Source organism: Kitasatospora sp. NPDC059146, from assembly GCF_042786665.1.
In the GTDB taxonomy this organism is placed as follows: Bacteria; Actinomycetota; Actinomycetes; order Streptomycetales; family Streptomycetaceae; genus Kitasatospora.
Genome location: NZ_JBHZCY010000029.1, coordinates 20366 through 41849 on the forward strand (window position 1 = coordinate 20366; position 21484 = coordinate 41849).

At 74.6% G+C, this 21484-nt stretch carries 19 protein-coding genes; 11 read left to right on the forward strand and 8 right to left on the reverse strand.

Features of this window, described 5'->3' with window-relative positions:
- The first annotated feature begins 8 nt into the window (after positions 1–8).
- Positions 9–1211 (forward strand): erythromycin esterase family protein, encoded by a 1203-nt coding sequence (locus tag ACFXPX_RS15455; RefSeq protein ID WP_380641549.1) that lies wholly within the window; start codon positions 9–11, stop codon positions 1209–1211.
- Positions 1212–1257: 46 nt separating this feature from the next.
- Here the strand turns inward: ACFXPX_RS15455 and ACFXPX_RS15460 are convergent, their stop codons facing one another.
- Both ACFXPX_RS15460 and ACFXPX_RS15465 read right to left on the reverse strand, forming a co-directional pair.
- Entirely contained in the window at positions 1258–2031 is a 774-nt protein-coding gene (locus ACFXPX_RS15460) for a hypothetical protein (RefSeq protein ID WP_380641551.1), read from the reverse strand.
- A gap of 42 nt (positions 2032–2073) precedes the next feature.
- Positions 2074–3057: an LLM class flavin-dependent oxidoreductase gene (locus ACFXPX_RS15465; RefSeq protein ID WP_380641553.1), complete on the reverse strand. Its 984-nt coding sequence runs from the start codon at positions 3055–3057 to the stop codon at positions 2074–2076.
- A gap of 408 nt (positions 3058–3465) precedes the next feature.
- Here ACFXPX_RS15465 and ACFXPX_RS15470 point away from each other — a divergent pair, with 408 nt between their 5' ends.
- From ACFXPX_RS15470 to ACFXPX_RS15495, 6 genes are all read left to right on the forward strand, one after another.
- Entirely contained in the window at positions 3466–4914 is a 1449-nt protein-coding gene (locus ACFXPX_RS15470; protein WP_380641555.1) for an NAD(P)/FAD-dependent oxidoreductase, read from the forward strand.
- On the forward strand, positions 4911–6329 hold the full coding sequence (locus tag ACFXPX_RS15475; RefSeq protein ID WP_380525675.1) for an aspartate aminotransferase family protein: 1419 nt from the start codon (positions 4911–4913) through the stop codon (positions 6327–6329). The genes ACFXPX_RS15470 and ACFXPX_RS15475 overlap by 4 nt, the downstream gene beginning before the upstream one ends.
- Complete coding sequence (locus ACFXPX_RS15480; RefSeq protein ID WP_380591524.1) at positions 6326–6775, forward strand: hypothetical protein; 450 nt, start codon at positions 6326–6328, stop codon at positions 6773–6775. Before ACFXPX_RS15475 ends, ACFXPX_RS15480 begins: the two co-directional genes overlap by 4 nt.
- Complete coding sequence (locus ACFXPX_RS15485; RefSeq protein ID WP_380641557.1) at positions 6772–8280, forward strand: GMC family oxidoreductase N-terminal domain-containing protein; 1509 nt, start codon at positions 6772–6774, stop codon at positions 8278–8280. The genes ACFXPX_RS15480 and ACFXPX_RS15485 overlap by 4 nt, the downstream gene beginning before the upstream one ends.
- Positions 8281–8454: 174 nt before the next feature.
- Positions 8455–9729, forward strand: coding sequence for a helix-turn-helix domain-containing protein (locus tag ACFXPX_RS15490; protein ID WP_380641559.1), 1275 nt, complete (start codon positions 8455–8457; stop codon positions 9727–9729).
- A 126-nt stretch (positions 9730–9855) separates the two neighbouring features.
- Entirely contained in the window at positions 9856–10764 is a 909-nt protein-coding gene (locus tag ACFXPX_RS15495) for a YhjD/YihY/BrkB family envelope integrity protein (RefSeq protein ID WP_380641561.1), read from the forward strand.
- A 15-nt stretch (positions 10765–10779) separates the two neighbouring features.
- On the opposite strand, the gene ACFXPX_RS15500 is transcribed toward ACFXPX_RS15495, so the two are convergent.
- From ACFXPX_RS15500 to ACFXPX_RS15525, 6 genes are all read right to left on the reverse strand, one after another.
- The gene (locus ACFXPX_RS15500) at positions 10780–11217 is read right to left on the reverse strand and encodes a hypothetical protein (RefSeq protein ID WP_380641563.1); all 438 of its coding nucleotides are present in this window, start codon (positions 11215–11217) and stop codon (positions 10780–10782) included.
- Positions 11218–11347: 130 nt separating this feature from the next.
- Positions 11348–12628 carry a hypothetical protein gene (locus tag ACFXPX_RS15505; protein ID WP_380641565.1) on the reverse strand — a complete coding sequence of 427 codons (1281 nt, stop codon included), beginning with the start codon at positions 12626–12628 and terminating at the stop codon, positions 11348–11350.
- 255 nt (positions 12629–12883) lie between these two features.
- On the reverse strand, positions 12884–13696 hold the full coding sequence (locus ACFXPX_RS15510) for a ferritin-like domain-containing protein (protein WP_380641567.1): 813 nt from the start codon (positions 13694–13696) through the stop codon (positions 12884–12886).
- Positions 13693–14574, reverse strand: coding sequence for a ferritin-like domain-containing protein (locus ACFXPX_RS15515; protein WP_380641568.1), 882 nt, complete (start codon positions 14572–14574; stop codon positions 13693–13695). Before ACFXPX_RS15515 ends, ACFXPX_RS15510 begins: the two co-directional genes overlap by 4 nt.
- 141 nt (positions 14575–14715) lie before the next feature.
- Positions 14716–15132: a hypothetical protein gene (locus tag ACFXPX_RS15520; protein ID WP_380641570.1), complete on the reverse strand. Its 417-nt coding sequence runs from the start codon at positions 15130–15132 to the stop codon at positions 14716–14718.
- A 58-nt stretch (positions 15133–15190) separates the two neighbouring features.
- Complete coding sequence (locus ACFXPX_RS15525; RefSeq protein WP_380641572.1) at positions 15191–16711, reverse strand: MFS transporter; 1521 nt, start codon at positions 16709–16711, stop codon at positions 15191–15193.
- A 155-nt stretch (positions 16712–16866) separates the two neighbouring features.
- Between ACFXPX_RS15525 and ACFXPX_RS15530 the strand changes: the two genes are divergently transcribed.
- From ACFXPX_RS15530 to ACFXPX_RS15545, 4 genes are all read left to right on the forward strand, one after another.
- Entirely contained in the window at positions 16867–17769 is a 903-nt protein-coding gene (locus tag ACFXPX_RS15530) for a MarR family winged helix-turn-helix transcriptional regulator (RefSeq protein ID WP_380641574.1), read from the forward strand.
- A gap of 103 nt (positions 17770–17872) precedes the next feature.
- Entirely contained in the window at positions 17873–18406 is a 534-nt protein-coding gene (locus ACFXPX_RS15535; protein ID WP_380400278.1) for a PadR family transcriptional regulator, read from the forward strand.
- A complete protein-coding gene (locus tag ACFXPX_RS15540; protein ID WP_380523005.1) occupies positions 18403–19089 on the forward strand; it encodes an ABC transporter ATP-binding protein in 687 nt (228 codons plus the stop codon). The genes ACFXPX_RS15535 and ACFXPX_RS15540 overlap by 4 nt, the downstream gene beginning before the upstream one ends.
- Positions 19086–21476 carry an FtsX-like permease family protein gene (locus ACFXPX_RS15545; protein WP_380641576.1) on the forward strand — a complete coding sequence of 797 codons (2391 nt, stop codon included), beginning with the start codon at positions 19086–19088 and terminating at the stop codon, positions 21474–21476. Before ACFXPX_RS15540 ends, ACFXPX_RS15545 begins: the two co-directional genes overlap by 4 nt.
- The last annotated feature ends 8 nt before the right edge of the window (positions 21477–21484 follow it).

Below are 21484 nucleotides of genomic sequence, written 5' to 3' on the forward strand. Positions count from 1 at the left end.
TGATCGCCATGCCGAACACCACCGCAGCTCCCCGCCCGCACACCGACGCCGCCCTCCCCCTGCCCGACGTCGAACTCGACCGGATCGCCGGGCGACTGGCCACTGGGGCGGTGGTGGTCGGCCTCGGCGAGTCCACCCGCTTCTCCCGGGAGACCTTCGGGGTACGGGACCAGCTCTTCCGCCGACTCGTCCGGGACCGCGGCTTCCGCGCCCTGGCCGTCCAGGACGGCGCGGGAGTCGGTGAAGCCCTCGACGCGTACGTACGCGGCGGCGAGGGCTCGACGGCGGACGCCCTGGCCGGGGCCTGGCGGCCGGGGCGCACCGAGGAGATGGCCGGCGCGCTGGAGTGGATCCGGGCCTTCAACCGTGACCACCCGGACGACCCGGTCCGGATCCTCGGGGTGAAGCCGGTCCAGGCCGGGGACGCCGACTACGACGCCGTCCTCGCGCAGGTGCGCACGATGGCGCCGGAGCGGCTCGCGGAACTGGCGGCCCACCTGGAGCCGATCCGTACGGCCCATCGGATCGACGAGCACGTGCAGCGGGCTCGGGGCGTCCACCCCGGTCGGCCCTTCGCCGAACACGCCCGCGCCGCACGGGCGTTGGTCGAGTCCCTGCCCGGCACCGGAGCCGGATCCGGTGACGGCGAAGGTGAAGGTGACGCACTCGCCAGGATGCGGCTGATCGTGGACTTCCACGAGCGCAGCGTCGCCGGGCGCGGCACCTACGCGGGCGAGGCCGAACTGTGGGCGGGGGCCATCGCCGCCTTCCAGCACCGCACCGGCCTGCGCACCGTCTACTGGGACGGCATCGCCCACACCGCGGCGACCGAGGCGGTGCTCGGCGTCGCACCCGAGCGGGGCCCGCAGGCCACTGCCGGCAGTCTGCTCCGCGGGCGCTACGGCGCGCGGTACGTCTCGGTCGCGATCGGCTTCCACCACGGCGACCTCGGCACCGCCGTCGCCCCCGCACCGGCCGCGGACCTGGTCGACGCGAGGCTCGGCGAGCCCGGCCTGCCCGCCCGCTGGCTGGACCTGCGCCGGGAGGAGGTCCGCCGCGAGTGGGACGGCCCGGCCAAGGCCCGGGTGGTCAGCGGCCTCTACACCCCGGAGCGCGACGCCGTCGAGCACCTCGCCGTGGACTCCCTGGCCGAGGCGTTCGACATCCTGGTCCACGTCCGCCGGGCTTCCCCGGTGCACTGGCTGCCGTGAGCGGCCCGCCGGCGGGGCCCGCGCCGACGACCGCTCCCCCGGTCGGTCAGCCGAAATCCGGGTCGACCGGCGGCCACGGGTAGCCGAGTTGCTCGGCCTGGTACGAACCGCCCCAGACCTCGGCGGTGGCCCGGGGATCGGTCGCGGTCAGCCGGGCCTCCAACTGCTCGGCCTGGGCCGACGGGTCGGCGGCGGAGATCGGCAGGGCGATGCCGAACTGGAGCCAGGGCAGGTCGGATTCGGCCCGGTCCCGGGGGTGCAGCAGCAGGAGGTGGATCCGGTCGGGGTTCTCTCGGTGGTTCCAGACGGCATCCACCTCGCAGTCCCACCTGAGCAGCCAGTCCGTCCGGCTCCGGAGCCTCGCTTCGAGCAGCCGCGCGACCGCTCCGGTCGTCGTCTCCCAGGCGCGGTCCGCCTCGGCCCGCCGGACCTCGGCCTCGTACGGCCCTGCGGCGAACCGGAGTTCCGGCAGGTCGACGTCCCGAGAGGCCGAATTGCGCCAGCCCGACCAGACGACCTGCTCCCCGTCGCGGCCGACCGTCACGTACAGCGCGCCGCAGCACTTCTCGTAACCGCAGCCGGCCCACGCAAGCCGGACCTCGTGGGACGCCTCGTGGGACCCCTCGCGGGCCTGCAACGGCCCGTCCGGGCTCAGGAGGTACCGGGGGCCCACCCCTGCGTACGGGGGGCCGCCGTCGACGTGGGTGGACACGTCCGTCAGGAAGTCCCGGCCGTTGACGATCGGCCGGACCTCCAGATAACGGTCCTCCGGCGGTGGGCCGGTGATCCTGAGGCTGAGCACGTCCGGTTCCTTGGGCACGGGCCAAGAATCGGGGAACCGGGCGCAGTTGTCAGCCGATTTTCACGGCCGTCCGACGACCGGCTCCGTCCGGCACCCGGTCCCGACGGGATCGGCTCCCGGGTCGACGGGGACGGGGGGTCCGGATCGGATCCGGGCACGGACGAGTTCGACCGGGCCCCGGAACCAGCCCAGTTTCTCCACCCACCAGGTGAGGCCGGCCGCCCGGTACGGGGCGACGACCATCGCGTCGGCATCCCGCCGCAACCCGGACGTCCGACCCTCCATGACGACGTCGAAGGAGGCATCGGAGGAGGCGTCGGAGGGGGCGTCGGAGGGGGCGTCGAACTGCCCGTTCCGGACGGCCCGTTGGGCGCGGACGTAGGAGACCACGGTTTCCAGGTCGGCAGGAGGCATCATCTCGGCGTGGCCCACCCCCGCCCGCGTGGGGAAGACGCCGTCCCACTGTGCGGCCCGCCGCATGGGGCGTCGCGCGGGCCAGGTGCCGGCGATCCACACCGGGATGCGCGGGCGTTGCGGGCTCACCGGCTGGAAGGTGAGGTCCGTGACGGTGAACCAGCGGCCGTGGAAGGTGAACGGCCGGCCCGTCCACAGCCCGTCGAGGACGTGGAGGGCTTCGTCCAGCTTCTCCGCGCGCACCCGTGGGTCCGGATCCTGGCCCAGTGCTTGGAACTCGGCCGCGGAGGACCCGAGGCCGGCGCCGAAGATCAGCCGCCCGCCGCTGAGCAGGTCCAACGCGACGGTGGCGCGGGCGACTTCGGCGGGGCGCTTGAGGGCGAGCACGCTCACCATGACGCCGAGTCGCAGGCGCTCCGTGTCGGCGGCGATCGCGGCGAGCGTGGTCCACGAGTCGGTGAGGTGCTCGTCCGGGTGTTCCGCGACCTGGCCGTCCCAGAGGAAGAAGCCGTCCCAGCCGGACCGTTCCGCCAGCACTCCCAGTTCGCGGAGCAGGCGGGGATCCGCGTACTCGCGCCGGTTGGGCAGTCCGACGGCGTACCGCAGGGGCCGCTGTGGCATGGCGTCCATCGCTCGTCGCCTTCCTGATCGGGCACGACGGTCGCCGACGCGACCGGTTCCCGCCTCGATGATGTCGGCTGCGCGAGGAGCGGGGCAACCGGAACGGCGTCGGGCGAGCGCCCGCCCCGACGGTCGCCCGCGGCTGGACCGATAGCCGGAGAGCCATGAATCGCGGCAGGTCAGCGGCCCCTCCACAGGCCGGACGCCGGGTACGGTGCTACGGTCCTCTGGGAGCCCGGACCGCCTGTGGCGGTTCCCCTGCCCTCCCCCCTGCGGCGGCGCCCCCTTCGGGGGCCGGCGGACGCCTCCGATGCCGACGAGGCCCGGCCCGCGCCGCCCGACCTTCCACCCCTCCCGCACCTCCCACACCCATCGCCTTCGGACGGAACGGCCCCGGAGGATTCGAAGGGAGCAGCGATGCCCGAGAACAGCGCGACCCCGGGGCCCGGCGACGAGGTCCTGGTGATCGGCGGCGGGTTCACCGGCCTGGCCGCCGCCCACGAGCTCGCCCTGGCCGGGGTGCCCTGCCGGGTGCTGGAGCGTGAGCCGTACGTCGGCGGCCTGGCGGGCTCGTTCGAGGTCGGGGGAGCCCGGCTCGAACGCTTCTACCACCACTGGTTCTCCTCCGACCTGGAGGTCCAGGGGCTGTGCGCGGAACTCGGCTGCTCCGACCTGCTCCAGCCGCACCGGACCCGGACCGGCGTCTACTACGCGAACTCGGTGTACCGCCTGTCGAGCCCGTGGGACGTGCTGCGCTTCGCCCCCCTCCCGCTGGCCGACCGGGTCCGGCTGGGCCGGTCCGCGGTGCGGGCCCACCGGGTGAAGCACTGGCGGGAGTTGGAGGACCTCACGGCCCGCGAGTGGCTGGTGGAGCTGAGCGGGCCGCAGGTCTACGAGACGGTCTGGCGCCCGCTGCTGGAGGGCAAGTTCGGCGAGTACGCGACCGAGGTCGGCGCCACCTGGATGTGGACCAAGCTCCACCTGCGCGGTGGCAGCCGGTCGCACAGCGGCCGCGAGGTCCTCTACTACCTGCGGGGTGGCTGCGCCGCCCTGCTGGACGCGTGGGTCGCGCGCCTGTCCGAACTGGGGGTCCGGATCTGCACGAGCACCCCGGTGCGGCAGGTGCTGACCGACGCCCGCGGGGTGTGCGGGGTCCGCACCGGGAGCGGCGTGCTGCCCGCACGGCGGGTCCTGGCCACCACGGCACCGGACCTGCTCGCCGGCTTCCTCGCCCCCGCCGCCGCCGGACCACCGCCCCACCCGGACGTGCCCGCCGTGCGCCGGCGACTGTCCGACATCCCCTACCTCGCCAATCTGTGCCTGGTGCTGCAGACCGACCGGTCCCTGTCGGACACCTACTGGCTCAACGTCACCGACCCCTCGTTCCCCTACGTCGGCGTCATCGAGCACACCAACCTGGAGGCCTCCGACGCCTACGCCGGGAGCCACCTGGTCTACCTGTCCGCCTACCTCCCGACCAGCGCCGCGCTGTACCGGATGGACGACGAAGCGGTGTTCCACGCCAGCCTCCCGCACCTGCGCCGGATGTTCCCGCGGTTCCACCGCGACTGGGTCCGGCGCCACCACGTCTGGCGGGCCGACCACGCCCAGCCGGTCATCACCCCGCACTACTCCGACCGCATCCCGGCGATGGAGACGGACGTGCCGGGGCTCTACCTGGCCAGCATGGCCCAGGTCTACCCCCAGGACCGGGGCACCAACTACGCCCTACGGCAGGGAAGGCACGCCGGGCGCCTGATCGCCGACCGGGTGCGCACCGCCCGCCGCACCGCCCCCGACCCACGACCTCCCGTCGCCGGGCACGGCGCCGGTCCGCGGTCCGGCCCCGAGGAGGGGACGCCATGAACTCCCTGATCAGCACCGAGGATTGCGAGCGGATGCCCATCGCCCGGGTGCACGAGCTCTACCGGCGCCATGTCAGCCGGGGCCAGGTGACGCTGCTCTCCGCCTTCGGCTTCGGCCGCGACGTCGTGGACAGCGCCTCCGGCTGCTGGATCACCCTGCGCGACGGGCGGCGGGTCCTGGACTTCACCGGCGGGATCGGCGTCCTGAACCACGGCCACAACCACCCCCGCATCCTGGCCGCCCGCCGGCGCTTCCAGGAACGGCGGCGGATGGAGGTGCACAAGAACTACTTCTCCCCGTACGTCGCCGCGCTCGGGCACAACCTGGCCCAGCTGCTGCCCGCGGACCTCGACGTCAGCTACTTCCCCAACTCGGGCGCGGAGGCCGTCGAGGGCGCCCTCAAGATGGCGTACAAGTACCACCGCGGCCATCGCGGCACCGTCCTGCACAGCGACATCGCCTTCCACGGCAAGCTGCTCGGCGCCGGAAGCCTGACCGCCTCGCCGGAGGTGCACTTCACCTTCCCGCGGATCCCCGGCACGGACGGCTTCGCCTTCGACGACCTCCGCTCCCTCGAACTGGCCCTGGACCGGCACACCACGCCCGAGGGCGGGAGCGACGTCTACGCGCTGGTCCTGGAACCGTTCAGCGCCTCCAGTCTCCGCGAGTGCTCGGAGGAGTTCCTGCGCGAGGCGCGCCGACTGTGCACCGAGCACGACATCGTCCTGGTCTTCGACGAGGTCTACACCGCCTGGGGCAGGACCGGTTCGCTCTTCCACTTCATGCGCCACCCCGGCCTGGTCCCGGACGTGGTGACCACTTCCAAGTCCTTCGGCGGCGGCAAGGCGTCCATCTCCGGCTACGTGGCCAGGGAGCCCGTCTTCCGCAGGGCCTACGACTCGCTCCCCGACGCCACCCTGCACAGCACCACCTACTACGGCTTCGGCGAGGAGACGGTCACCGCGCTGGAGGCCGTGGCGATCGCGGTCGACGACGACTACCCCGCCAGGGCCCGCCGCCTCGGCGAGCGGCTGCGCCGCGGCCTCACCGCCCTCGCCGCCGGGCACCCGCACCTGATCGCGGAGGTGCGCGGCACCGGGGCCCTCCAGGGCGTCGTCCTGCGCCACGGTCCGGCCGCCCTCGACCACGCGCTGCGCCTGCTGCCGTCCTCCTTCGCGCGCGACCCGCAGGCCGGGGCCAAGCTGGCGACCGCCGCCGTGGTCGCCGCCCTCTACCGCGACCACGGTGTGCTCACCTACTACGGCTCCAACCACGACCTCCCGCTGATCGCCGCGCCTCCCCTGGTGGCCGAGGACTCCGACGTCGACCTCTTCCTGGCGGCCCTGGACGCGGTGCTGGCCAAGGGAATGCCCCGCCTCCTGGCAGGTCTGGCCAGGGAGAAGGTCACCGCATGAGCTCCCCGTCGACGCGTCCCGTACCGCCCGCCGCAGGGCCCGGTACCGCGCGGGAGCACCGTCGCCTGCGGGTCTGGGAACGGCGCGTACGCTCCGCCGGGCTCCCGCCGCTCTGGGCGGGCCGCTGCACGGCCCTGTCCGAACCGTCCCGCCAGGCCGCCGCGGTCCGGCACACGGCCGCCACCCTGGCCGCCCTCCCGACGCCGTACCGCCTGGTGTTCGCCCTGCTGATGCGGGTGTTCCCGGTCGCCGTCGTCCTCGCGGACCCGCGGGGCCCGCTCCGGGGCACCGCGGACCGGGCCCGTCCGCAACGGGTCGCCGACCGACTGTCCACGGTGCCCGGTTGCGCCGAACTGCTCAGGGTGAGCCTGGCGTTGGCCCTGCACGGCGCTCTGGACGGGCCGACGGACGGACTCTCCGCCGCTCCGCCGCAGGAGCTCCGATGACCGGGACCGTCCGCACCGTCCGCTGCGACGCCCTGGTGATCGGCTCGGGAGCCGGCGGCAGCACCGCGGCCCTGGAACTCGCCGGCGCGGGCCGGGAGGTCCACGTCCTGGAGGAGGGCCCGCTCGTCCCGCAGACGCGGATCACCCGGGCGTCCCCGGCGGAGAACCTGCGCCTGCTCTACCGCCAGGGCGGTCTGGTGCCCATCCACGGCGCGCCCACCATCCCCTTCGGGGAGGGGCGTTGCGTCGGAGGAACCACCGTGGTCAACGGCGGGCTGCTCTGGCGACCTCCCGAACACCTGCTGGAGTGCTGGGCGTCCGCCGGCGTCGACGGCTTCCGGGCCCACCACCTCGCCCCCCACCTGGCCGAGGTGGAACGGCGCCTCGGTGTCGTCGACCAGCAGCCCGGGCCGGGGAACCGCGACTCGGTGCTGCTCGGCCAGGCGGCCGACCGACTCGGCTGGCGCTGGGCACCGGCCCGCCGGGCGGTGCGCGGCTGCCGGCACGCCAACCGGTGCGTCACCGGCTGCCCCACCGGCGCCAAGCAGAGCATGCTGGTGAGCTACCTGCCCGCCGCCGAACGGCTCGCGGCGGTCATCGAACCGGACACCCGGGTCGTCCGGCTCGAACACGACGGCACCCGGGTCACAGCCGTGCACGCCCTGCGCGACGGCCGGCGACTGCGCTACCTCCCGCAGACGGTGTTCCTGGCCGCCGGCCCGATCGGCAGCGCGCTGCTGCTGCGGCGCAGCGCCATCGGCGGGCGCGGCCCGGGCCGGGCGATCGCGTTCCACGTCAACTTCCGTACCGTGGCGCGGTTCGGCGAATCCGTCCGCGCCACCGAGGGCACCATCTTCACCGCGCAGCTGCAGGAGTTCGCCGACCGGGGTGTGCGGGTGATGCCCGCGAACCTCACCCCGGGGTCGCTCGCCGCTGCGCTGGCCGCCCATCCCGCCGGGACCGTCGACCGGATGCTGGCCCAGCTGGACCGGGTCGCCGTCTACACCACCCAGGTGAGCGTCCGGGGCACCGCACGGCTGCTGGCGGTCCCCGGCCTCGGCGCGCTCCTGCGGCACCGCCTGACCGCGAGCGACCGGGACCTCCTCCGCTCCGCCTTCCGGCGCACCGCCGAGCTCCTGCTGGAGGCCGGCGCGGTCGAACTGCTGCCGCCCGCACCCGCCGGCCCGACCACCACCCGCCCGACCACCGCCGGCCTGACCACCGCCGCGCAGGTGGCCGACTTCGCGTTGCACGCCCGGCCCGAGACCTGGGACCTGATCTCCGTCCACGCCATGGCGTCCTGCCCGATGGGCCCACCCGCCCCGGGCGGCGTGTGCGACGCCCAGGGACGCCCGCACGGCTTCACCAACCTGCGGCTGTGCGACGCGAGCGTCCTGCCGGGCGCCACCGGTGTCAGCCCGCAGGAGACCATCATGGGCTTCTCCCACCTGATCACGGCCCGGTACCTGGAGCGGTCCACCAGCCGTCGGCCCGACGGCAACTGAGCCCCCGTGACCGGACCGGGCGCGAGCGACCGGCACCGGCGCAACCGTCCGTGCCGGCGGCCGCGTCCCTCAGCGGGATGGGTAAGGTGGGACGCCGGAACGGGCCCTGAACAGCGGTGACGCGCGAGGGCACCGGGCCGGCGGGGGCGGGACGCGGGGAACGGGAGACGTCGGGTGCCGGACGGGACTGGGGCTGCGGGGACGGAGGAGTTCGCGCGGCTGCTGAGCGAGCTCAAGACGCGCTCGGGGCTGAGCTACGGGACGCTGGCCAAGCGGCTGCACACCAGCACCTCCACGCTGCACCGCTACTGCAACGGGACGGCGCTGCCGCACGAGTTCGCGTCCGCGGAGCGCTTCGGACGGTTGTGCCGGGCGACTCCCGAGGAACTCGTGGAGCTGCACCGGAGTTGGATCCTGGCCGACGCGGCCCGGGGGCGCCGGGCCGAGCAGCGGGCGCCGGAGACCCGCACGGCGGACCTGCCCGCGGCGGAGGTGGAGCCGGTGGTCGAGGTGGTGTCCGCGGAGCCCGCGCCACCGCGTCGGCGCCGCACGGCGCTGATCGTGTCCGCCACGGCCGTCGCCCTGGTGGCGGCCGTCCTGGTGGTCGCGCGACCCACGGGCTGGGGCGGCGGCGGTGGCCAGGCGAAGGGCGACCAGCAGGCCGCCGCTGCGACGGCGACGACGGCGACGACGACGACGGACAGCGTCACCACACCCGTCGCCCCGGAACCGCTGCCCACCACCCCCACGGCCGCCGCCGAAACGACCCCGGCCCCGAGCTCAGCCACGCCCCCGACCCCGACCGCGGCCCCGACCCCGACCCCGACCCCGACCTCGACCGACAGCGGCCCCGCGCCGCTCACCGTCGGCACCCGCCCGTACGTCTACGCCGACCCGTGCAGCCAGCACTTCCTGGTGAACAGCGGGCCCGCCCAGGTCGGCCCGCCCGCCCCGGAGCGCGACGCCCCGCGCTGGGCCGCCGCCTACGGCGCGGTGTCCTCCGGCGAGCAGGAGGTCGCCCTCACCGTCCAGGGCACCGGCACGGACACGGTCGTCCTGCTCGGGCTGCACGTGCGGGTCACCGCCAAGGGCGCGCCGCTGGCCTGGAACGACTACTCGATGGGCGTCGGCTGCGGCGGCGGCGTCGACGCCAAGTCCTTCGACATCGACCTCGACCGGGGCAGTCCCGTGATCACCGTCAAGGGCGGGCAGCGCGACTTCCCGTACAAGGTCAGCAAGTCCGACCCCGAGGTCTTCTACGTCACCGCCCACACCAAGGCGCACGACGTCCGCTGGGACCTCACGCTGGACTGGTCCAGCGGCGACCGCCACGGCACCGTCCGCATCGACAACGGCGGCACGCCCTTCCGCACCAGCGCCGACGTCAACCGCCCGGGCTACGACTACCCGTTGGGCGGCGGCGAGTGGATCAAGCGCGAGGGCGGCTGAGCACCCGCGCGGTCGCCCTCCCCCGGCCGTTGCGCCGAACGGCGGCGTGCCCGGGATGCCGGTGAGCGACCCGTCGCCCAGTCTTGGACGGAATCCGAGACGCTGGCAGCGGGACGGGAGGGCGAGGTGGCGGAACGGCGCGGTCGGCCGGGCCGCGATCGCTGGTTCCGCACCGGTTCCGCCTGGTTGCGGGGGCGGACGGCCACGCTGCGCGACGCCCCGTTCCCCAGCCGACTCGCGGCGCAGCTGCTCCACATCCACGTGCTGGACACCGCCACCCGTCTCGCGGCCCAGGCGTTCCTCACGGCCATCCCGGTGGTCTTCGTGCTGGCCGCCTTCATGCCCGACGAGGTGCGCAGCAGCGTGTCCGACTCCCTGCGCACCGTCCTGGGGCTGCGGGGCGCCGCCTACGACGAGGTCACCCAGGTGCTCCGGACCGACAGCGGGAGCGCCACCACCGAGACCTACGGCGGCCTCGGCATCGTGGTGACCCTGCTCGCGGCCACCAGTTGCAGCCGGGTGCTGCAACGGCTGTGCGAACGGAGCTGGCACCTCCCCCACCTGGCCGGACGCCTGGCGGCCTGGCGGTGGCTCGCCTGGCTCCTGGTGTGGCTCGCCGTCCTGATCGTCCAGGGCCAGGTGCGGACCGGGTTCGGGCTGGGCGACGGCCTCGGGGTGTTCCTCTACCTGGTCAGCGCCGTCCTGCTCTGGTGGTGGACCCAGCACCTGCTGCTCGGCGGCCGGGTGCCCTGGCTGCCGCTGCTGCCGGGGGCCGTGCTGACCAGCGCGGCGCTGACGGCGCTCGCCTGGGGGTCGCGACTGTACATCCCCCGCTCGCTGAACCGCAGTGTGGCGCAGTTCGGCCCGCTCGGTCTGGTCTTCACCCTGCTGAGCTGGCTGATCGTGGTGTTCACCGCCGTCACGCTCGGCATCGGCATCGGCTACGTGCTGGCCGGCCAGGGCCGGCTGGCCCGGCTGCTGGGGACTCCGGGCGCGACCCCGGTCGCGACGGCGGCGGAGGAGGACGAAGAGTGAGCGTCCGCGCCGGGCTCAGGCGTCGTCGGCGCTCCGGCCGGCCGGTCCGACGCACAGCGCCCAGATGACGAAGGCGTCGATCGCGATCAGGACGAGCGCCCAGAACGGGTAGTAGGGCAGCCACAGGAAGTTGGCGACCATCCCCAGGACCGCGACGACGATGCCGACGCCACGGGCCCAGGGGGCGCCGCTGAAGAGGGCCACGCCCGCGGCGGCGACGACGAGTCCGAGGATGACGTGGATCCAGCCCCAGCCCTCGGTGTTCATCGAGTACACGTAGTGACGGGTGACGATGATCAGGCTGTCCTTGGTGATGGCGGCGATCCCCTGGAAGACCGCCATCGTGCCGGCGGCGATGAGCATGACCGCGGCGAAGACGGTCCACCCGGCCGCGAAGGGGCGGTGCTCGGCGGGCCGGCCGGTACGGCCCGGTTCGGTGACAGGCCTGGTCATGGCATGGACTCCTTCGACGACGGCCGCCTCGTACCGGTACGCGGACGGGGACGGGAGACGGGACGGAAGGGAGGGCAGGAAGGAACGGGAGGAAGGGAAGGAACGGAGGGGCCGGGCAGCGGCCCTTCTCTCACCGTAGGACCGAACCGTTCGGCCCGCCGGTGGCGGCCCGGCCGAACGCGGCGAGCAGGGCCAGGACGGCGAGCACCGCGAGCAGGATCGCGACCAGCAGCAGTACGGTCAGCGCGGTCGGGTCGTCCCACAGGGCGAACACCAGGGCCAGCACCAGGACGGCGGTGCCGGCGAGCCACCGGCGGTGGGCGGCGGTCCAGGTGCCGGCCCGGCCCGCGCGCACGCCGTGGGCGTCGCCCCAGTGGGCGACGGAGTCCGCGGCGCGGTCGGCCCGGCCGCGGGCGGCACGCGGCAGCCGTCCCGCGCCGCCCAGGTAGGCGCCGAGCGCCACCGCCACACCCAGCACGGTCGCGGTGCGCAGGCTGATCCGCAGGAAGTGCAGCAGGGTGTCGAAGACGGCCGCGGCGGCGGCCGGGGACTGTACGGCGGGCGGCAGGTGGTCGAGGTAGTAGTGGCGGGCGGCCACCAGGGCGAGGGCCACCAGCAGGCTGGCCCCGGCCGCTCCGAGGGCGGCGGACACCAGGGCCCGGCGTCGGCGGCGGGCCAGCAGGACGCCGACGGCGCCGAGCGACACGGTGAGCACGGGCAGCCAGTTGCCGACCACGTCGAGGGCGTGTGCGGCGCCGCGGATCCGGGCCAGCCGGTCGGACTGGAACAGCACCATGCGCTTGTCCACGTCCGGGATCCGCTCGGCCGGGCTCAGCCCCTCGGCGACCAGCGTGTCCTTCAGCCGGTCGACGACCGAGCCGAGATCGAGGGTGACCGTGCCGTCGGTGACCTCGACCGCGCCCCGCCCGTGACCGGTGAGGGCCTGGACCACGGCGGTGTGGGCGACCCGGTTGGCCTGGGTCCACACCGTGACGAAGGTGTCGCTGTGCACGACCCGCGTGGCGGCCTCGGTGACCACCTGGTTCACCGCGTCGTCGAGTTTCGGGCCGAGCGCCTTGACCGCCGAGGCGACCCGGGGCGGCAGCCCGTGGGCCTGCAGCCAGGCGGCCAGGTCGGAGGTGACCGCCGGACCGTCCACCCGTACGTCCACGGCCTGGGTGATCCGGGCGACCGCCGCGTCCTGGATCGCCGGATCGGTGGCGAGCGGGGCGACCGTCGCCACGTACCGGCCGGTGTCCAGGGCGATGTCGTGCACCCAGACGGTGAGCAGCGACACCGGCACCAGCACGCAGGTCAGCGCGATCAGGACCGCCGACACCGTGCTCCGGACCGGCCGCCCCGCCCGGGAGGCGCGCCCCGGCCCGGCCGGGGGCTCCGGCGGCTCGTTCATCGGGGGGCTCCCAGCGCTCCGTGCGGCGGTGGCGCCGCTGACCACCATTGGCCCGTAGGGCCCGGTGACCGGCACTCCGGGGTGCGCCGTCCGGGCGAAGGAGGCCGCTCCCTGCGACGGGTGGCCGGAGGGAGGGCGCGCGCCGGCCCGGCCGGCGGGGTGTCGGGTGCCGGTGGGCCGGGCGCGCGCCCGGTCTGGGGTCGTCGGATCCGGGAACGTCGGGTCCGGGGGACATCGGACCCGGGGGTCGTCGGGTCAGACGGTGAGCAGGGTGGGGCTGGCGGCCTTGTCGGTGGGCAGGAAGTCGTCCGGGACGGGGTACTGGCCGAGCACGTAGTTCAGGACGGCCGCGTGCATGGCCTCGACCGGCGCGATGCTGGCCGCGGTGGCGATACCGGCGGGGCTGGTGACGTTGTAGGTCGCGAAGAGGTAGGTCTGGGCGGCCTGGTCCTCCAGGTCGAGGGCGAGCTTGGCGACGTCGCCGACGGAGGCGGCCTTGCCGAGCGCGGCCAGGGTCTCCGGCTGGTTGGACAGCGGCACGTCGGTGATCGCGGGCAGGCCGGCGCCGGTGAGGACGGCGTTCCAGGCCTTGGCGTGGTCGGCGTGCTGGGCCATAGCGGTGGTGACGAAGGTCGCCACCGCCGGGGGGACGGTGCCGAGCTTGCCGGCCTTGGCGGCGTCCAGGGTGGCCTGGTAGGCGCCGACGGCCTGGTTCTCCAGGGCGGTGGCCAGCGCGACGACCTGGAGGTCCCCGGTGTACCTCCCGGACGCCGACGCCGACGCCGAGCCGGGCATCGTGCCGGCCGGGCTGGACGGCGCCGGGTCCTTGACGTCCTTGCTGCTGGAGCAGGCGGCCAGCGTCAGGGCCGCGGCCACCCCGCCCGCGCCGAGCAGGAAGCGGCGCCGGGCCAGCTCGGCCTGGCCGGTGACGCGGATCTGCTCGGCCAGCTCTCGTGCGCTCTCCCGCATGACCGGGAGGGTGGCGCGGTGGGCCTCGTCCATGTCCCGGGTCAGGCGGGCGAGTTCGGCCTCGCCGATGGCGGGCTCCCAGGTGCGGTCGGTGCTCACTTCACGGCCCCTTCGGTGATCGGGGAGGCGTTGTCGGTCTTGTAGAAGGCGTCGGGGAAGCCCACGCTGCCCGCGGCCGCGGGCAGCTTCGCCGGGTCGACCGGGATGGTGATCAGATCGGCGGCATTGCCCGCGAGCAGCGCCTGCACGGCCAGCAGGACAGCACGGTGCTGGGCCTCGACCGGGGCGACGGAGGCGAACAGCTTGCGCAGGTCGGCGTTGCTCACCTGGCCGACGTTCTTGGTGTACGTCTGGGCGGCGACGTCCTCCAGCGTGATGGCGAGCTTCACCACGTCGGCCGGGGTCTTGATGGTGGGCAGCGTCTGGTCGACGACGGCCTTGTACTTCGGGTCCGGGCCGTCCTGTGCCTGCCCGCCGGCGGTGGTCGCGGCGGCGTTGAAGGCCTTGGCGTGGGCCTGGTGCTGCTCGGTGGTCTTGGCGATGAACGCGGCGACCGTCTTGTTGCCGTCCTTGATGAACGGAAGCCCGGCGGCGGTCTGGTAGACGCTGACCGCCAGGTTCTCCAGGGACGCGGCGGTCTGCAGCGCCCTGATGTCGTCGGCGGAGACGGAGGCGGACGCGGAGGCCGACGGCGACGGCGAGGCCGCCGCGGCGCGCACGGTGCTCAGCAGTCCGACCCCGCCGGCCAGGGCGCCGAGGGTCGCCCCGCGCTGCCACCACCGGCGCGGGGGCTCGGTGCCCTCCGCGAGATCGGTCAGCGCTCCGCGGGTGATCCGCAACGCGTCGCTGTTCAAGTCCTGTGACTGCTCGGTGAGTTCTTCCAGCAGCCGGGTGTCGATGTGCTCGCTGGCCATCATGTCCCGTCTCGGCCCGGCGGTCGGCCGGATGCCGGACCGCTCTGCCCTGACGTTCGGCACGCTCGCCCACCTGGCTTGGTCCGGGCCCCCGAACGGCCCCCGAATTCACCCCTGGGGGTGAACGGCGGGGGCGAAGGGTGACCGCGGCGGCCGTCCGGCGGGTCGGCCGGGTCGGGCGGAGCCGCCCCGGCCGACGCGCGGTCAGGCGCCGTCGAGGATGCTGGCGATCTTGTCGGCCATCGCGGCCTGGGCCGGGTTGGCGCCGGGGCGGGCGTGCTGGGCGGCCCGCATCGCGACGGTCAGGGTGGCGCGGAAGTTGCCGGTCTCCTCGGGGGCCTTGGCGTCCAGCAGCGCCAGGGAGCGGCGGATGGCGTCGAAGACCCGGTCGGCGATGTCGGCGGTGGAACTGCCGTCGAGCTTGAGGCCCTTGGGCTTCTCGGCGAGGACGCGCCCGGTGAGGCCGGTGGCGGAGCTGAGGGCCTTGCCGGCGGCCATGCCGGCCTTGGCGGAGGAGATCGCGCCCGGGTCGGAGGCGGCCATCAGCACGACGACGCCGTGGGCGGCGGTCTGGAGGGTGAGCCGGTCGTCGGCGGTCAGGACGGCGGTGGTGTCGGACATGGTGGGTTTCCTTCTCTCCGGGTTCGGTGTGGAGCAGGGGCTGTGAGCGGTCGAGCGGTCAGTGGGCGGCGGGCAGGAGGTCGCCGGCCTCCTCCTCGTCGGCGGGCTCGTGGCGGGCCAGCCGGCTGGCGGGCAGGAACAGGCCCGCGAGGGCGGCGAGGAGGTAGCCGGCGACGCAGACCAGGGCGCCGGCCAGCAGGGCGGTGCGCAGGACGGTGGGGTCGTAGCCGTCGTGGGTGCGGCCGAAGAAGACCACGCCGGTGACGGCGACGCCGAGGGCCGCGCCGAACTGCTGGAAGGTGCTGTAGACGCCGGAGGCGGCCCCGGCCTCGCGGACGTCGACGGTCGCCAGGGCGAGGTCGACCAGCGGCACGACGAGGAGGCCGAGGCCCAGGCCCGCCAGGGCGAGCGGCCACAGCAGGTCCCAGCCGGACAGGCCCGCGCCGTGGGAGTCGACGACCTGGCGCACCCAGGCGGCGCCGCCGGCCTGCATCAGGGCGCCCAGGACGACGAGCGGCTTGCCGGCCTTCCGGGCGAGCGGCACCGAGACGCCCGAGCCGAGGAAGGCGCCCGCGGTGAACGGCAGCAGCGTCAGCCCGGAGGCCATGGCGGAGAAGTGCAGGCCGAGCTGGAGGTAGAGGGCGAGGATCAGGAAGAACCCGGCCATGGCGCCGGAGAAGCACAGCTGGACGAGGCTGCCGGCGGCGAAGCCCCGCCGGCCGAACAGGTGCATCGGCGCCAGCGGCGAGCCGTCCCGGCACATCCGGCGCCGCTGGTTCACCACGAACCCGCCCAGCACGACCGGGGCGGCGGCCAGCATGGCCAGGATCCAGCCGGGCCAGCCCGACTCCCGGCCCTCGACCAGCGGGAAGACCAGCAGGAACAGGCCGGTGGAGGCGAGCAGCAGGCCGGGGACGTCCAGGCGCAGCGGGTGGGCCGAGCGGGTGTCGGGCACCAGGAGCCGGGCGGCGACGAGCAGGGCGACGCCGACGGGGACATTGATGACGAAGATGCTGCGCCAGCCGATGCCGAAGGCGTCGGCGGAGACGAGCCAGCCGCCGAGCAGGGGGCCGGCGACGGCGGCCATCCCGGAGACGGCGCCGATGATGCCGAGGATCGCGGCGCGTTCCCTGGGCCGGTAGAGGGCCTGCACGGAGGCGAGGACCTGGGGGACCATGAGGGCGGCGAAGGCGCCCTGGACGACCCGGGCCGCCACCAGCGCGTCGCCGCTCTGCGCGAGTGCGGCGGCGAGCGAGGCGGCGGTGAAGCCGGCGACCCCGGCGAGGAACACCGTCCGGCGGCCGATGATGTCGCCGAGCCGTCCGCCGGTGATCAGGACGATCGCGAACGCCAGGGTGTAGCCGCCGACGACCCATTCCAGGTGGCCGGGGGTGGCGTGGACGTCCTTCTGGATGGCGGGCAGGCCGACGTTGACGATGGTGGTGTCGAGCAGGTCCATGAAGGACGCGACGATCAGGACGAGCATCGCGAGGCCGCGGCGGCGGTGGACGGGCGGGGTCTCCGGGGAGGCGGCGGGTGCCTGGGCTCCTCCGGGCATGGGGGTGCGCTGCTTGGACATGGCCTTCTTCGTTCCGTTTCGGAGGGGTGGGGGCGGGCCCCGGCCGTGGCCGCACCGCCCAAGATGTTTCGTTCGGACGAAAGAAGCATAGCAAGTAGTTCGGTTCAGCGAAACAAGTAGTTCGGCGAAGCGAAGCAGCTTGCTAATCTGAGCGCATGACGACCACCGACCAGCCCTCGCGCGGCGAGCTCATCGCCCGGCTCAACACGGCCGGGCGGGAGCTGAGCACCGCCGCGGTCATGTTCCACAGCGCGCTCGCGCAGCTGCACGGACTGAGCAGCACCGAGGAGACGGCCATCGACCTGCTCCAACGGTTCGGCCCGCTCACCGCGCGCGAACTGGGCGAGCACTCCGGGCTCGCCCCGGCCTCGGTCACCGGGCTGGTCGACCGGCTCCAGCGCAAGGGCTTCGCCCGGCGGATCCCCAACCCCGCCGACAAGCGCAGCGTGCTCATCGAGGCCCCGGAGGCCCCCGCCGAGGCCCTCGCACCGCACTTCGAGCACTTCATGAGCGGCCTGGAGGAGCTGTACGCGCGCTACAGCGACACCGAACTCGCCACCATCGCGGGCTTCCTCACCGCCGGCGCCGCCGTCCAGCGCGAGGCGACCGCACAGCTGACCGCCGAGCTGCCGGGCACCCGGCCGGGCGGCGGCGAGCCCGCCCTCACCCAGAGCCAGAAGCTGACCGTCCAGACCGCCGCCCACGGCGTCGTCGCCCTGATGGCCGCCGCCGACCCCGGGGCGTTCTCCTCCGCCCGGGCCGGGATGGCCGCCGGGAAGGCCCTCAGCTCCGCCACCGGTCTGACCGGACGCGTCCTGGCCGAGAAGCCCAAGGGCCTGAAGCTCGGCGGGAAGTCGACCGCCGACATCGCCGACCAGGTCTTCCCCGCCCTCGCCGCCTCGGCCGCGCTGCTCGGGGACGCCGACCCGGGCGAGGCCGAGAACTTCCGCTCCGTCATCCGGGTCGCGGTGGAGGCCGCGCTGCGGATCCGCACCCCCGCGAGCCCGGCCATGACCGCCATGGCCGCCCGGATCGGCGAGGCGCTCGACCGCGCCTGACGCCCCCGGCGTGCATGCCCCGCCCGGGCGGGGCGTGCACGCGTGCGGGGTCGTACGCCTCGCTATACACACCATGTATAGCTGGTGTGTATAGTCGATGATCATGGCACTCGGACAGATGCTCCTCGGACTGCTGGAAGACCAGCCCCGCCACGGATACGACATCAAACGGCTCTACGACGACCACTTCGGGCGCGACCGCGCCCTGCACTACGGGCAGGTCTACGCCACCCTCTCCCGGCTGTTGAAGAACGGCCTGGTCGTCGTGGAGGGCGTCGAGGCCGGCGGCGGCCCGGACCGCAAGCGGTACGCGATCACCGACGCGGGCGTCACCGACCTCGCCGGCTGGCTCGCCCAACCGGAGGACCCCCAGCCGTACCTGCAGAGCACGCTGTACCAGAAGGTCGTACTCGCCATCCTGACCGGCCGCTCGGCGACCGACGTGCTGGACGTCCAGCGGGCCGAACACCTGCGGACGATGCGCGAACTGACCCGCCGCAAGCTCGACGGCGACCTCACCGACGAACTGATCTGCGACCACGCCCTGTTCCACCTGGAGGCCGACCTGCGCTGGCTGGAGCTGACCGCCGCCCGGCTCGACGACCTCACCACCCGCCTGACGGAGAAGCCGCGTTGACCACCGACCAACCCCTGCTCCAGGCCCGGGACCTGCACAAGTCCTTCGGCCTCACCCCGGCCCTCGACGGCGCCTCCCTCACCGTCGCCGCCGGCGAACTCGTCGCCGTGATGGGCCCCTCCGGCTCGGGGAAGTCCACCCTGCTGCACTGCCTGGCCGGCATCACCCGCCCCGACCGAGGCACCATCAGCTACCAGGGGCAGGACCTCACCGCCCACTCCGACGCCCGGCTGAGCGCGCTGCGGCGCACCGAGTTCGGCTTCCTGTTCCAGTTCGGCCAACTCGTCCCGGAACTCACCTGCCTGGAGAACGTCGCGCTGCCACTGCGCCTCAACGGCCTGCGCCGCAGGGCCGCCGAGGCCCGGGCCGCCGAATGGCTGGAGCGGCTGGAGGTCGCGGACCTCGCCGCCAAGCGCCCCGGCGAGGTCTCCGGCGGCCAGGGCCAGCGGGTGGGCGCCGCCCGCGCGCTGATCACCGGCCCCAAGGCGGTGTTCGCCGACGAGCCGACCGGCGCCCTCGACTCCCTCAACGGCGAACGCGTCATGAAGCTGCTGACCCGCGCCGCCCGGGAGACCGCCGCGGCCGTCGTGCTGGTCACCCACGACGTGCGGGTCGCCGCCTACGCCGACCGGGAGATCGTCGTCCGGGACGGCCGCACCCTCGACCTGACCCCCGCCCGGTGAGCGCCGCCGACGGGCCGAAGGTCCGCTCGCCGTTCCTGGACCAGCTGGGCCTGGGCGTCCGACTGGCCGTCACCAGCGGGCGGGACGGCTGGGGCCGGCTGCTGCTGACCGCCCTGGGAGTCGGGCTGGGCGTGGCCATGCTGCTGTTCACCGCCTCCTTCCCCGGCATCGTGCACCACCGCGACCAGCGGCTGTACACCCAGAACGACACCTTCGACGACGAGGCGCTGCCGGCCCCCGGGGACCGGACGGTCCTGATCGCGGTCGCCGACACCACCTTCCACGGCACGCCCGTACGCGGCCGGATCGTCCAGCCCGAGGGGCCGCACGCGGCGCTCCCGCCGGGCGTGGCCGGCTACCCCCGGCCCGGCGAGATGGTCGTCTCCCCCGCGCTGGCCGAGCTGCTCGCGGACCCCGCCAACCGGCTGCTGCGCGAGCGCCTCCCCCACCCGGTGGTCGGCAGCATCGGAGCGGCCGGACTGCTCGGGCCCGGCCAGGCCGCGTACGTGCTCGGCGGCGACCACCTCTCGGTCGACACCGGCGCCCTGCGGATCACCGAGTTCGGCCACTTCTCGCCGCCCAAGCCCATGGATCCCAAGCTGATCCTGCTCAACGCCGTCGGTCTCACGGTGATGCTGGCCCCGGTCGGCGTCTTCCTCGCCGCCGCCGCGCGCTTCGGCGGCGAACGGCGCGACCGCCGGCTCGCCGCCCTGCGGCTCGGCGGAGCGGACCGCCGGATGACCGCGCGGCTCGCCGCCGGGGAGTCTCTGGTGGGCGCGCTGCTCGGCCTCGTCGCGGGCGTGGCGCTGTTCCTGCTCGCCCGTCAGCTGATCGGCCGGATCCGCTTGGCCGGGTTCAGCTTCTACCCCGAGGACGTCGCGCCCCAGCCCGCGATCGCCGCCGCGATCGCCGTGGTCGTGCCGCTGCTGGGCATCGGCGTCACCCTGCTGGCCATGCGCCGGGCCACCGTCGACCCGCTCGGCGTGGTCCGCCGCTCCGGCCCCGCCCGGCGCCGGATCGGCTGGCGGCTGATGCTGCCGCTCGCCGGGCTGGCCGTGACGGTGTTCGCCCTGGTCCTGCCCGCGGGGAGCAGGCCGGGCGCCCTCCCGCGCACCGCCGTCCTCGACCCGGTGGGCGACACCCGGGGCTCGATCCTCGTGGCCTTCGGCGTGCTGCTGATGCTGGTCGGTGTCTGCACCCTGCTGCCCTGGCTGGTGGAGGCCGTCACCCGGCGGGCCGGCGGCGGCCCGCCGTCCTGGCAACTCGCCGTCCGCCGTCTCCAGTTGGGCTCCGGACCGGCCGCCGCGGCGGTCAGCGGCATCGTGGTGGCCGTCGCCGGGGCGATCGCCCTGCAGACCCTCTTCCTCGGCATCGGCGCACGCTACGAGTCCTGGTCGCGGCCGCAGGTCACCGCCGGGGCGTACCAGCAGTCGGTGGCCTTCCCCGGCGGTGCGCCCCGGGCGCAGCAGCTCGCCGAGCGCCTGACCCGCAGCCCCGGGGTGAAGGCCGCCGCGGCGTACACCGAGTTCTCCCTGGAGAGCGCGACCGCCAAGTCCTGGGAGCTGCCCGAGGTCCGGATCGCGCCCTGCGCGGTGCTGCGCGAACTCGCCACCCTGCCGGACTGCCGGGACGGGGACTCCTTCGCCGTCCAGGGCCCGGAGCGGCCGGGCGGCGAACCGGTCCGGCCCGGCACCCTCGTCCACGCCGCCTACTTCCGCGGCTCGGGCGAACCGGCCGCCTTCCCGCTGCCCGCCGCGACCGCCACCGTCCCGGCCGTCGAGGGCGCGGACCCCAACGGGCGGATCGGCGCCGGCCTGCTGCTCCTCACCCCGGCCGCCGTCCCCGCCGACGCCCTGCGCGGGCAGCCCGCGACCGTCCTGGTGTCGCTCGCCGACGGGCTGCCGGACGCCGAGGAGCAGCTGACCACCGCCGTGATGGCGATCGACCCGCAGGCCCGCGCCGAATTCCCGCTCGACCGGACGCTCGACCCCACCTACCTGGCGGTCAAGCGGCTGCTGACGGCCGGTTCGGCGATCACCCTGCAGCTGGTCTCCCTCAGCCTGCTGGTCGGCCAGCTGGAACGCTTCCGGGAGCAGCGCCGCGTCCTCGGCGTGCTGAACGCGGTCGGCACCCGCCGGCGCGTCCTGGGGCTGTCGGTGCTGTGGCAGACGCTGATCCCGATGGCCCTGGGCCTGGCGCTGGCGGCCGTCGCGGGTCTGCTGATGGGGGCGCTGCTGCAGTACTCGGCCGGCGTCTCGGCGGCCGTGGACTGGGGCGCGATGCTGACCATGTCCGCGATCGCGGCCGCCGCGGTGCTGCTCACCACCGTCCTGGGGCTGCCGCAGCTGCTGCGCCTGATGGGCCCCGGCGCCCTGCGGCACGAGTAGCCGCCCCG